This window comes from Variovorax gracilis (genome assembly GCF_030317115.1).
In the GTDB taxonomy this organism is placed as follows: Bacteria; Pseudomonadota; Gammaproteobacteria; order Burkholderiales; family Burkholderiaceae_C; genus Variovorax; species Variovorax gracilis.
This window is the reverse complement of the sequence record NZ_JASZYF010000011.1, coordinates 150,424-162,225: the sequence shown is the minus strand read 5'-3', so window position 1 is coordinate 162,225 and position 11,802 is coordinate 150,424. Positions and strand designations below refer to the sequence as shown.

Here is an 11,802-nt window from a genome sequence, read left to right as displayed (position 1 = left end):
GGCGGATCAGACGAGCTTTTTCAGCAGCTCCGCCTTCTTGGCGTCGAATTCTTCCTGTGTGAGGATGCCCTTGGCCTTGAGTTCACCGAGCTTTTCGAGCGTGGTCATCACGTCGGCCGGATTCACGACCGCGACCACCGGTTGTTGCGCCGGCGCGCCCGCAGCGGCCGGATTGTTCTGGCTGAGCCCTTGCGACAGGTTCTGCGCCAGCACTTGGCCCAGCGCGACGCCCGCGCCCAGCCCCATCGCATCGCCCGCGATGCCGCCACCTCCGCTGGCCGCACCTTCGGCGAACTTCGGGATCGCCTGCGCCGTCTGGTACTGCATGAACTTGCCCATGTCGTTGCCGACCATTCCCATGCCGATCTTCTGGTCGAGGATCTTTTGCAGTTCTTCCGGCAGCGAGACGTTCTGGACGGTGATGTTCTCCAGCTTGATGCCGATCTTGGCGAACGCCGGCACGAGTTGCGTCGCGAGCGCTTCCGCAAACTGGATCTGGTTCGCGGCGAGGTCGAGAAAGGGCACGCCGCTCGACGCGATCGCGTTGCTGATGTTCTGCAGCACCAGGCCGCGCAGCTGGCCGTCGAGATCGGCCACCGTATAGACGTCGCGCGTGCCCGAGATCTCGGTATGGAACAGCTTGGCATCGCCGACGCGGAAGCTGTAGTTGCCGAAGGCGCGCAGGCGCACCGCGCCGAAGTCCTTGTCGCGGATGGTGATCGGCTGGGGCGTGCCCCATTTTTGATCCACCTGCTGACGGGTACTGAAGAAGTACACGTCGCTCTTGAAAGGCGATTCGAAGAGCTTGTCCCAGTTCTTCAGATAGGTGAGGACGGGCAGCGTCTGCGTCGTCAGCTTGTACATGCCCGGGCCGAACACGTCGGCCACCTGGCCTTCGTTCACAAACACCGCGACCTGCGACTCGCGCACCGTGAGCGAGGCGCCGTTCTGGATTTCCATCTCCGCCATCGGGAAGCGCCAGGCCAGCGTGCCGTCGCCGGTCTCCGTCCACTGAATGATGTCGATGAACTGCTTCTTGATGAAATCCATCAGCGCCATGGTCGCTCCTCGTTGCTGGGTTTTGCCGTGGCGGGCATATTGCCACAGCGTCCAAAGGACAACCCTGGGGATAGTTCCGGCACAACGCGGCACTTGTCCACAGGCGCGGCGCGATGTTCGAAGTTGTTCGCTTTGCCGCGACAGCAGCGAAGCGATGCTGCGCACAGCACTCCGGCTACGGCAACCCGTTGTCGCCAAACAGGAAAATGACCCTGTCCACAGCGGGGCGCGGCCCTTACTACTACTACTAATCTAAATAAGAAGAATAAGTAGGAGAGATAGTAAGAGCCGTGTTTTGCGAAGCGTCCCTCGTTGGCGTGGCGCGCCGGCGCGTCCCGGAATCGGGGTCTACAATCGGCGCCCTTTACAAGAAGCGTCCTAGGAGGCACGGCCCAATGTCCGATTCGACTTCTCAGATCTCCACGCCCGAAGACAAGCGCGCCGAGTTGCGCCGCGCGGCGCTCGAGTACCACGAGCTTCCGGTGCCGGGCAAGATCTCGATCGCTGCGACCAAGCAGATGGTCAACCAGCGCGACCTGGCGCTGGCCTACTCCCCGGGCGTCGCGGCGCCGTGCGAGGAGATCGTCAAGGACCCCGTCAACGCCTTCAAGTACACCGCCCGCGGCAATCTCGTGGCGGTCATCACCAACGGAACGGCAGTGCTTGGCCTCGGCGACATCGGCCCGCTGGCTTCGAAGCCGGTGATGGAAGGCAAGGGCGTGCTGTTCAAGAAGTTCGCCGGCGTCGATGTGTTCGACATCGAGATCGACGAAAAGGACCCGGCGAGGCTGGTCGAAGTGATCGCCGCGCTGGAGCCGACCTTCGGTGCCATCAACCTCGAGGACATCAAGGCACCGGACTGCTTCTACGTCGAGCGCGAGCTGCGCAAGCGCATGAAGATCCCGGTCTTCCACGACGACCAGCACGGTACCGCCATCACGGTGGCGGCCGCCATGCTCAACGGCCTGAAGGTCGTGGGCAAGGACATTTCACAGGTGAAACTCGTCACGTCCGGCGCTGGCGCCGCGGCGCTGGCCTGCCTGAACCTGCTGCTCAAGGTCGGGCTGAAGCGCGAGAACGTCTACGTGACCGACCTGGCCGGCGTGGTCTACGAAGGCCGCACCGAGCTGATGGACGACGACAAGCGCCAATACATGCAGAAGACCGAGGCGCGCACGCTGGGCGAGGTGATCGAGGGCGCCGACGTGTTCCTCGGCTTGTCGGCCGGCGGCGTGCTCAAGCCCGCGATGGTCGCGAAGATGGCGCCCAAGCCGGTGATCTTCGCGCTGGCCAACCCCAACCCCGAGATTTCGCCGGAAGACGCGCACGCCGTGCGTGACGACGTGGTCATGGCGACGGGCCGCACGGACTATCCGAACCAGGTCAACAACGTCCTGTGCTTTCCGTACATCTTCCGTGGCGCGCTGGATTGCGGCGCGACCACCATCACCGACGAGATGGAAGTCGCGGCGGTGTATGCGATCGCCGAGCTGGCGCAGGCCGAGCAGAGCGAACGCGTGGCGGCAGCCTACGTGGGCGAGAAGCTGAGCTTCGGCCCCGAGTACCTGATCCCGAAGCCTTTCGATCCCAGGCTGATGATGAAGATCGCGCCCGCGGTCGCCAAGGCGGCCGCCGAAAGCGGCGTGGCGCTGCGTCCGATTGCCGACCTCGACGCTTATCGCGACAAGCTGCAGACCTTCGTCTACACCTCTGGCACGACGATGAAGCCGATCTTCGACGCGGCGAAGCGCGCGACGAAGAAGCGGGTTGCCTACTGCGAGGGGGAAGAAGAGCGCGTGCTGCGCGCGGCGCAGATCGTGGTCGATGAAGGCATCGCGCGTCCCACGCTGATCGGGCGCCCGGCCATCATTGCGCAGCGCATCGAGAAGTTCGGTCTCCGGCTCAAGGAGGATCTGGACTACGACATCGTCAACGTCGAGCAGGACCGCCGCTACCGCGATTTCTGGCAGACCTATCACCGCATGACCGAGCGCAAGGGCACGACGGTGCAGACGGCCAAGATCGAGATGCGCCGCCGCCTCACGCTGATCGGCGCGATGCTGCTGCACAAGGGCGACGTCGACGGGATGATCTGCGGCACCTGGGGCACCACCGCGATCCACCTGCACTACATCGACCAGGTGATCGGCAAGCGCCCCGGCGGTTGCGCAAGCACACCGCAGGACGTGCCGATCTATGCCTGCATGAACGGCCTGTTGCTGCCCAATCGGCAGGTCTTCCTGGTCGACACGCACGTCAACTACGACCCGACGCCCGAGGAACTCGCCGAAATCACGACCATGGCGGCCGAGGAAATGATGCGCTTCGGGCTCAAGCCCAAGGCGGCCCTGCTGTCGCACTCCAACTTCGGCAGCAGCAACCAGCCCAGCGCCGTCAAGATGCGCCAGACACTGGATCTGCTTCGCGTGCAAGCGCCATGGCTCGAAGTCGACGGCGAAATGCACGGCGACGTCGCTTTGGACGGCAAGCAGCGTGCGCTGGTCATGCCGCACAGTGCGCTGGCGGGTGACGCGAACCTGCTGGTGTTCCCGAACATCGACGCCGCCAATATCTCCTACAACCTGCTGAAGATGGCGGCGGGCGGAAACATCGCCATCGGCCCGGTCCTGCTGGGGGCAGCCAAACCAGTGCACATCCTGACGGCCAGTGCCACGGTGCGTCGGATCGTGAATATGACGGCTCTCACCGTCGCGGACGCCAACGCCGAGCGCTAGGCGCAAGAGCGACAGCGGTCGCTAACTTCGCTATCGCGCGGATAGCCCTGCACCTGCTCAAAGATTGGGCAGGCGCTTGCTATTTGCGCGCCTCTGGTGCACACTTGCGGGCTTGAATTTGCGGGTTAACCCCAAGGTTAGACCCCGATTCGGCCCCCCGCTCTTTTCCTCTGGTGCCCCATGGCGGCTTACGCCTCGATCACGTCCCCGGTTTCCAAGTTTGCGCTCACTAGCTTGTTGCTGGTCGGCCTTGCGACTGGAGTCCAGGCTCGCGAATGGTTCGGCATCCGCGCCGATCAGCCGGCAAAGGAGACGATCGCGTTGGCCGAATTGCCGGTGCAGGGCCAGCGTACTTATGGGGCCATATGGAATGGTGGCCCTTTCCGATACGAAAAAGACGGCATGGTGTTCGGCAATCGCGAACGCCTGCTGCCGCAGGAGCGGCGAGGCCACTACCGAGAGTACACGGTCGAAACGCCCGGCTCGCGTGACCGTGGCGCACGGCGCATCGTCTGCGGAGGCGAGCGCACGGCGCCATCGGACTGCTGGTACACGGCAGATCACTATGCGAGCTTCAGGCGGATCGTGCCATGAGCGATGAATTGAATTGGAGCGGCGCGCCAAAGCGCCCCGAAGTAATGATGACGACAACCATGGAAAGACCAGCGGAGATGACCTTATCCCTTCGTGCCGTGCGACCTAACATCGTGCAGTCGATTCGCGCATTCCGCGTGAACGATCTGCAGGAAGCGGCGCACGCGGCGGGTCAGCACTTCCTTTATGCCAACCTGGGCAATGCCCAGACCAAGCAGGACGTGCTGGACCTGATTGCCCAGCAATTCACCTTTCCGCAGCACTTCGGCAAGAACTTCGACGCTTTGTACGACTGCATGACGGATCCCTTGCACAAATCGGGCCCGCAACCGGGCTTCGTGATCGTGCTCGAGCAGATCCCGGCCAATGCCAAGTTCGACAAGGAAGCGCGCGAGCAGCTGCTCGACATCTTCCGCGACGCCTCGGATTACTGGGGAGACCGGAAGATACCGTTCAGGTGCTTCTATTCTTTTCTGTAGCCCGTTCTGCACACACCAGCCAAGCAGAACGGGCGAACGAGGCTCAGCAAAACGGCGCCGAACCGGCACCGGCCCTCGAAGTCCAGAATACCGACCCGACGGCAGAGAAGATGCCGACCGACAAGTTGGTCGACGTATCCCCGCTGGCGCTGCGCATGAGCAGCCCCTTCAACGCAGGGTACTGGCTCGCCGCGGCGTAACTGTTGCTCGCCCCCAGGCTGCGCGCACTTCGTGTCGCTTCGCCTACCCCCTGCCGGGGGCAACACCAGCGGACCGGCTGAGCCGGGTCCGCGGTGTTTCACGAACCTGAGCCCGTCAACGACGGGCTTTTTTCATGGGGCTGATTGTTGAGCCAGGGCTACGTATTCCGCGACGGGCACTTCTTCTGCGCGGCGCTGCGTGTCGAAGGTGCCGGCAAATTGGTGCTGGTCCAGCCATTTGCCCAAGGTGTGGCGCAGCAGCTTGCGGCGCTGGCTGAAGGCCACCTGGACGATCTCGCCGAGGCGTGCGGCATCGACCTTCGGCGGCTCCGCGAAGGGCACCATGCGGACCACGGCGCTGTCGACGCGCGGGGGCGGGTCGAAGCTCTCGGGTGGCACGAAAAGCACGTTGTCCATGGCGTAGCGCCATTGCAGCATCACGCTCAGGCGGCTGTAGTCGGAAGTGGCCGGCTTGGCCACCATGCGGTCGATCACCTCTTTCTGCAGCATGAAGTGCTGGTCGGTGATCAGGTGCGCGAAGCCCAGCAGATGGAACAGGATGGGCGTGGAGATGTTGTAGGGCAGGTTGCCCACGACGCGCAGGGCCTTGCCCGGCGATGCGACCAGGTTCGCGGCGAGGGCGGCGAAGTCGACTTTCAGCACGTCCGACTCGATCACGTTGAGTTGGCCGTGGCCGCGCAGACGTTGCGCGAGGTCGCGGTCGAGCTCGATCACCGTGAGGCGGCCCAGCCGTTCGACCAGGGGCTGCGTCAACGCCGCGAGGCCCGGGCCGATCTCGACCATGGCATCCCCGGGCTGGGGCGCGATCTCGCGCACGATCGCATCGATGATCCCGCCATCGGACAGGAAATGCTGCCCGAAGCGCTTGCGAGGGATGTGCTGCATCAGCCGCAGGCTCGGCCGGTCATCACGGCGACGATCACGATTGCGGCGGCTCGCGCATTTCGACGTAGGCCCGTGCGCGCACTTCCTGCGCCCAGGTTTCGGTGGCTTCCGCGATGCGCTTCTGGCGCAGCAGCGCGCGGGCAGCTTCGCGCTGTTCGGACTGGCTCAGCTTGGCGTCGCGACGCCCGACCACCTGGATCAGGTGCACGCCGAAGCGCGAGACCAGCGGGTCGCTGATCTGGCCCGGGGCCAGGCGGTTCATGGCTTCTTCGAACTCGGGCACGAACTGCCCGGGGCGTGCCCAGCCCAGATCGCCGCCGTCCTTGGCGCTGCCGTCCTGCGAGTTGTCGCGCGCAAGCACGGCGAAATCGGCGGTGCCGTTCTGCAGTTGCTGCTTGAACTGGTTCAGCTTCGCGATCGACTCGGCGGTCGGGCGCTTGGCATCGTTCAGCAGGAGGATGTGGCGGACCTGCGTCTGCGTCACCACGGCGTCGCTCGCGCCGGGCTGCGACTTGGCGAGCAGCTTGAGCACGTGGAAGCCGGCCCCCGAACGGACCGGGCCTGCGATGCCATTGACCGGCGTGGACTGCGTCGCCTCGACGAGCAGCGGCGGATAGCGATCGGCGCTGCGCATCCCGATGGCCCCGCCGGATGCCCGATCGGGCGAGTCGGAGAACTCCTGCACGAGCTTGGTGAAGTCCTCGCCTGCGCGCGCGCGCTGGGCGAGGCCCTGGGCGCGCTGCGCCAGCTTCGCCACGTCGGCGTCGCTGGCAGATTCGGGCACTGCGACCAGCAATTGCGCAATGTTGATGTTGGGCGGAATTGCCGCGTTGCCGCTTCGCTGGTCGCGGATGAACTGATCGACCTCGACGTCGGTGATCTTGACCTTGTTTTCGATTTCACGGTCCCGCAGGCGGATCAGCGTGAGCTGCTCACGCAATTCACGGCGGAACTGGTCTTGCGACAGGCCTTCCTCCGCCACCCGGCGACGCAGCTCGGCCACGCTGACCTGGTTGTTCCGCGCCACGGTCTGCTCGGCCTGGTCGACCGCGATGTCATCGACCTTGATGCCCTGTTCCTTCGCCACCTGCATCTGGGCACGCTCGTTGATGAGGCGTTCGAGGACCAGCCGCATCAGTTCCTGGCGCGAGTAGCGGCCCGCTTCCGGGTTGTCGCGAAGAATGCGGACCGCGCGCGCCTGTACCTCGGTGTTGGTGATCGGCTCGGAATTGACCAGCGCGACGATGTATTCCGCCGAGCGCTGGACATTGGGAACGGGTGCCCGCGGCGCTCCGGCCGGTGCGGGTGCGAGACGCGGGCCGGCGCGCATGATGTCGGTGATGCCGGTTCCTTGCGCGCCGGAAGCCGTTGCCAGGGTGGCAAGGCAGGCCAGGGTCAGGATGGAGCGGAGGTGATTCATGGCGGTGCTCGGTCTCAGTCGTAATTGGTGAAGCGGCTCGGCCCTGCGATCGGCTGGCGCAGGGGGGTATACCGCTGAATGTTCTGCGTCAAAGTACGCCTCGGGCTCGAACCGACGCTGGCAAAGCCGACAAACTCAAGCTGGAACATGATCCGCGTGCTGGCGGTGACTTGCCCGGTCGTGACGCGTTCCAGCACGACGCGCCCGATCCAGCAGCAACCGTCATATTCGAAGCCGAGGACGCCATCGGTCAGCTTGCTGTCCTGCAGGCTGTAGTTCAGGCGACCCACCGCGTACCACCGCCCGCCCCCCTGGCCACGGCCGGGACCCAGGTCCTTGCCTTTGTCGCCCCAGAGATCGTTCAGCGGCCACTGCCAGCTGACATCGATGGACTTGTTGCCGTCCTCGGATGTCGGCGTGCTGTTGGCCTGGTAGCGGTAGGCCGCGCTGATCGAGCGGTAGGGCCCGGGGTTGTAACGCGCGCTGATGGCGGTGCGCGTCGACGTTTGCTGATCCGGATTGTATTGGACCGTGCCGTCCACGCTCCATTTCGGGGTCCAGTTGATCTGGGCGCCCAGGAGAATGTCGCTCAACCGGTCGGTCACCGGCAATTGGCCGGGCAGGGTGACGAGCTGGTCTTCGAAGCGCAGGCGCTGGGCGATGCCGAAGCGGGCCGCTTCGACACCGGTCTCCGGATCGATGAGGCGCGTGCTCACGCCCAGGGTGAGCAGGTTGCTGTCGGAGATGCGGTCGTTGCCGGAAAACGCGTTCTCGGTGTAGATCGTCGCGAAGTTGAAGTCGTTGGACGCCGAGTCGTAGTTGGGCAGGTAGTTCTGGTTGCGGAACGGCGTGTACACGTAGTACGCCCGCGGCTCCAGCGTCTGCTGGAAGGCGCGGCCGAAGAAGCTGGTGTCACGCTCGAAGATCAGGCCGCTGTCGAGGCTGAACGTCGGCACGGTACGGGTGGCGCTGGTGGCGCCGTTGGTCAGCAGCGGCGCGTCGAACTGGTAGGCCGTGCTGTTCAGGATCATCTTGGGCACGACGAAGGTGCCCGGCGTGAGAAAAGGCCGGCTCAGCGTCGCGACGCCGAACACGCGCTCGCCATTGGGCTGGCATTCCACGGGCGAATTCGCCGGCAGCGCCCCGAGGCACTGCGTGAGCGGCTTCGCCTCGAAACGCGAGTAGTCCGTGTTGATCGAGAAATCGAAGCCGTTCCAGTCGTACTTGTTGTAGTTCGCCGTGATCTGCGGCATCCGGTCGTACGGCGGAATGATCGGCGCGGGCGCGTACTGCAGCGTCTGGTAGCTCAGCGCGCGCGCCATCCCGCTCCAGTCGCCCTTGGCCCAGTTCAGCGTGCCATCGTTCGACAGCAGGCGCTGCGTCAGCGACGGTGTGCGGGTGAAGTCGCGCCAGTAGTCGTTGTCGCTCACACGGTTGATGTTGAGCGTGCCGACCAGCGAGTCGAGCCCGAAGTACGGGGCGTCGAATCGTTGCGTATGGTTGGTCCAGATGCCCCAGCGGTCGCGGTCGCGCAGCCGGTCGTCGGGCATGTAGTCGGCGCGGATCTCGCCGTGGTACTTTTCTTCGAGGTAGCGGAACTCGGTGCCCAGGTTGATGCCGCGCTTCGACATCAGCGTGGGGTACAGCGTCGCATCGCGGTTGGGCGCGATGTTCCAGTAGTAAGGCACGGTGATATCGACGCCGTTGACGCTGTCGATGCCGATGACCGGCGGCAGCACCCCGCTCTTGCGATCGTTGCTGAGCGGGAAGCTCAGCGAGGGGAACGGCGGCGTGCTGATACCCATGAAGGTCATCCGCGCGTTGGTCGCGACGCCGACGTTTTCTTCCGTGTCGGCCGTGAGGGTCGCGGAGCTCAGCAGCCATGCGGGCATCCAGCCCGGATAGTCCTCGGCCCTGCAGGTGGTGTAGGTCGCCAGGCGCGCGACCGACACGTTGCTGTCGACGAAGTCGATGCGTTCCGCCGTGCCGTGGCCACCGTTGGCCAGGAAGCGGTAGCGCACGTTGTTGAAGAAGCCCTCGAAAGTCTCGATTCGAAGCTGCAGCTCGGGGCCTTCGTAGACGTTGCCGGCCTGGTTGACGTGGACATTGCCGGTCGCCTTGGCGAGATCTTCGGGCTGGTAGTACTCCAGCCGGTCGGCGCGGATCATGGTGTCGCCGCGGCGCAGCATCGCATTGCCTTCGACGATCGTCTCTAGATCCGGGCGGCCGGAAATACGGTCGCCGGTCACGAAGCTCGGAAGCTGGCCGCGCTGCTCCGGCGTGAGGGTTTCGGTGAGCTGCGGCGTCCGCTTGAGGACGAGCGGCGCATCGAGAGCCGCCGCATCCTGCGCCCACGCACCGTGCGCATGCAACAGGGCAAGCGACAGCACCGCCAGCGGCAAGGGCGGGCGGGACCGGCGCCAGGCGGCTCGGTTCAAGTCAGGCATCGGGTACGGGACAAATATCGTCTGGAGGAGGATGACGGCGCCAGGGGCCGGCAGGTTGCGAGGCTCCGCAGCAGGCGGATTTGTAGAATTGATTATCCATGACAGCCTCCCAGCCACCGGCCAGCCGCGCCGCGACACCTTTTCCTTCCCCGGCCTGGAGCGATCCGGCTCGCGCCGAGGCGTTCAGCCAATGGATGGAGCGCATTGCGCCTGCGCACCAACTGCTGCCCGATACCGTTCGCCTGGCTTCGGCGGATGCGAGCTTCCGGCGCTATTTCCGCGTCGACACCAGCGACGCAGCGCGCACGCGCATCGTGATGGATGCCCCACCCGCCCAGGAAAACAGCACCCCGTTCGTGCAGGTCGCGAAGCTGATGGCCGACGCCGGCGTGACGGCGCCGCGCGTCCTCGAATGGGATGAAGCCAACGGCTTCCTGCTGCTGGACGACCTGGGCCTGCAGACCATGCTGGACGTGGTCGATCCGGCCCGGCCCGACGACGCCCGCCCGCTCTACGCCCAGGCGATCGATGCGCTGATCCTCTGGCAGAAGGCCTCGCGGCCCGAGGTGCTGCCGCCCTACGACCAGGCGCTGCTGGAGCGCGAGCTTGCGCTGTTTCCCCAGTGGTACATAGGGCAGCACCGCGGCTTGCCCGTCGAGGGCAAGCTCAAGGAACGCCTCGAACGCAGCTTCAGGCTGATCGTCGAGAACAACCTCGCCGCGCCGCGTGTCTACGTGCACCGCGACTTCATGCCGCGCAACCTCATGGTCACCGGTGGGCCCGCGCTGGGTGTGCTGGACTTCCAGGATGCCGTCCACGGGCCGATCACCTACGACATCGCGAGCCTGATGCGCGATGCCTTCCTGAGCTGGGACGAGGAGTTCGTGCTCGACATGACGGTGCGCTACTGGCAGCAGGCCCGCAAGGCCGGCCTGCCGGTGGACGAGGACTTCGGCGCCTTCTACCGCGCGGTCGAATGGATGGGCCTGCAGCGCCATCTGAAAGTCGCCGGCATCTTCGCGCGGCTCACGCTGCGTGACGGCAAGCCGAAGTACCTCGCCGACACCCCGCGCTTCATCGCCTACATCCGGGCGACCGCCAGCCGTTACACCGAACTCACGCCGCTGCTGCGCGTCATCGACGAGGTCGAAGGCACCCAGGCCGTGACCGGGTTCGCCTACGGACGGGTGTGACGGCGCGATTTCATTGCGCTGCAGCGCTGACCGCGAACAGCGCGCTGACGCTGCCGCCCGGCGCCGCGCGACACGTGCAGGTGCTGCGGATGCAGCCGGGCGATGCGCTCACGCTGTTCGACGGCAGCGGCGGCGAATATGCCGCGACAGTCGAGCGCATGGGGCGCAGCGAAGTCGCCGTGCAGGTCGGCGCGCACACCGCGGTCGAACGCGAAGCGCCGCGCGCCGTGCACCTCGCCGTGGGCATGCCGGCCAACGAGCGCATGGACTGGCTGGTCGAGAAAGCGACCGAGCTGGGCGTGGCGAGCATCCAGCCGCTCATGACCGCGCATGGCGTGCTCCGACTCATGGGCGAGCGTGCGGACAAGAAGCGCGCGCATTGGGAAGCCGTCGCCATCGCTGCCTGCGAGCAATGCGGGCGCAACCGCGTGCCGGTGATTCATCCGGTGCAGGCGTTGACCGGCTGGCTGGCGAAACCCATCGCCGATGCGGAACGCTTCATCCTGAGCCTGGCCGATGGAACGCGGCCGGTATCCGACATCGCCAACGGTGCATCGAGCGCGCCGCGCGATGCATGGGTGTTGAGCGGGCCGGAAGGCGGCCTCAGCGCCGCGGAGGAGCAGGACGCGATCGCGCGCGGCTTCGCGCCGCTCACGCTTGGCCCGCGTGTCCTGCGCGCCGAAACCGCGTCCCTGGCGGCGCTCGCGCTGCTGGCCGCGCAGTAGCCGACGGCTCTTCCTTCCCTTCACCTCTTCCATCTGTTGGTGCA

The 11,802-nt window shown here is 65.4% G+C and carries 10 protein-coding genes; 6 read left to right on the top strand and 4 right to left on the bottom strand.

The annotated features are described in order from the left end of the window. Window positions 1–6: 6 nt before the first annotated feature. Window positions 7–1,059, bottom strand: coding sequence for an SPFH domain-containing protein (locus QTH97_RS21490; RefSeq protein ID WP_286570487.1), 1,053 nt, complete (start codon window positions 1,057–1,059; stop codon window positions 7–9). 395 nt (window positions 1,060–1,454) lie between these two features. On the opposite strand from QTH97_RS21490, the gene QTH97_RS21485 reads away from it, so the two are divergent. The 4 genes from QTH97_RS21485 to QTH97_RS21470 all read left to right on the top strand — a co-directional run bounded on the left by QTH97_RS21485 (window position 1,455) and on the right by QTH97_RS21470 (window position 5,067). After that, the gene (locus QTH97_RS21485; RefSeq protein ID WP_286570486.1) at window positions 1,455–3,794 is read left to right on the top strand and encodes an NADP-dependent malic enzyme; all 2,340 of its coding nucleotides are present in this window, start codon (window positions 1,455–1,457) and stop codon (window positions 3,792–3,794) included. 180 nt (window positions 3,795–3,974) lie between these two features. Continuing rightward, window positions 3,975–4,388 (top strand): guanyl-specific ribonuclease, encoded by a 414-nt coding sequence (locus QTH97_RS21480; protein WP_286570485.1) that lies wholly within the window; start codon window positions 3,975–3,977, stop codon window positions 4,386–4,388. 47 nt (window positions 4,389–4,435) lie between these two features. After that, window positions 4,436–4,867, top strand: coding sequence for a barstar family protein (locus tag QTH97_RS21475; RefSeq protein ID WP_286570543.1), 432 nt, complete (start codon window positions 4,436–4,438; stop codon window positions 4,865–4,867). Further along, window positions 4,846–5,067, top strand: coding sequence for a hypothetical protein (locus QTH97_RS21470; RefSeq protein WP_286570484.1), 222 nt, complete (start codon window positions 4,846–4,848; stop codon window positions 5,065–5,067). The genes QTH97_RS21475 and QTH97_RS21470 overlap by 22 nt, the downstream gene beginning before the upstream one ends. Before the next feature lie 132 nt (window positions 5,068–5,199). On the opposite strand, the gene rsmA is transcribed toward QTH97_RS21470, so the two are convergent. Genes rsmA through QTH97_RS21455 form a run of 3 tightly spaced genes read right to left on the bottom strand, consistent with a single transcriptional unit; the run spans window position 5,200 to window position 9,840 of the window. Then, window positions 5,200–5,973 carry a 16S rRNA (adenine(1518)-N(6)/adenine(1519)-N(6))-dimethyltransferase RsmA gene (gene rsmA, locus QTH97_RS21465; RefSeq protein WP_286570483.1) on the bottom strand — a complete coding sequence of 258 codons (774 nt, stop codon included), beginning with the start codon at window positions 5,971–5,973 and terminating at the stop codon, window positions 5,200–5,202. Between the two features lie 34 nt (window positions 5,974–6,007). Further along, window positions 6,008–7,393: a peptidylprolyl isomerase gene (locus QTH97_RS21460; RefSeq protein WP_286570482.1), complete on the bottom strand. Its 1,386-nt coding sequence runs from the start codon at window positions 7,391–7,393 to the stop codon at window positions 6,008–6,010. Between the two features lie 14 nt (window positions 7,394–7,407). Then, entirely contained in the window at window positions 7,408–9,840 is a 2,433-nt protein-coding gene (locus QTH97_RS21455) for an LPS-assembly protein LptD (protein WP_444813459.1), read from the bottom strand. Between the two features lie 98 nt (window positions 9,841–9,938). Here QTH97_RS21455 and QTH97_RS21450 point away from each other — a divergent pair, with 98 nt between their 5' ends. Both QTH97_RS21450 and QTH97_RS21445 read left to right on the top strand, forming a co-directional pair. Continuing rightward, window positions 9,939–11,033 (top strand): aminoglycoside phosphotransferase family protein, encoded by a 1,095-nt coding sequence (locus QTH97_RS21450; RefSeq protein WP_286570480.1) that lies wholly within the window; start codon window positions 9,939–9,941, stop codon window positions 11,031–11,033. Continuing rightward, a complete protein-coding gene (locus QTH97_RS21445) occupies window positions 11,030–11,758 on the top strand; it encodes a 16S rRNA (uracil(1498)-N(3))-methyltransferase (protein ID WP_286570479.1) in 729 nt (242 codons plus the stop codon). The genes QTH97_RS21450 and QTH97_RS21445 overlap by 4 nt, the downstream gene beginning before the upstream one ends. The last annotated feature ends 44 nt before the right edge of the window (window positions 11,759–11,802 follow it).

What these genes read in the sequence shown, in the direction of transcription:
- QTH97_RS21485 (WP_286570486.1), top strand. Translation starts at nt 1,455, where the DNA reads ATGTCCGATTCGACTTCTCAGATCTCCACGCCCGAAGACAAGCGCGCC.
- QTH97_RS21490 (WP_286570487.1), bottom strand. Translation starts at nt 1,059, where the DNA reads ATGGCGCTGATGGATTTCATCAAGAAGCAGTTCATCGACATCATTCAG.
- QTH97_RS21450 (WP_286570480.1), top strand. Translation starts at nt 9,939, where the DNA reads ATGACAGCCTCCCAGCCACCGGCCAGCCGCGCCGCGACACCTTTTCCT.
- rsmA (WP_286570483.1), bottom strand. Translation starts at nt 5,973, where the DNA reads ATGCAGCACATCCCTCGCAAGCGCTTCGGGCAGCATTTCCTGTCCGAT.
- QTH97_RS21480 (WP_286570485.1), top strand. Translation starts at nt 3,975, where the DNA reads ATGGCGGCTTACGCCTCGATCACGTCCCCGGTTTCCAAGTTTGCGCTC.
- QTH97_RS21455 (WP_444813459.1), bottom strand. Translation starts at nt 9,840, where the DNA reads ATGCCTGACTTGAACCGAGCCGCCTGGCGCCGGTCCCGCCCGCCCTTG.
- QTH97_RS21460 (WP_286570482.1), bottom strand. Translation starts at nt 7,393, where the DNA reads ATGAATCACCTCCGCTCCATCCTGACCCTGGCCTGCCTTGCCACCCTG.
- QTH97_RS21475 (WP_286570543.1), top strand. Translation starts at nt 4,436, where the DNA reads ATGACGACAACCATGGAAAGACCAGCGGAGATGACCTTATCCCTTCGT.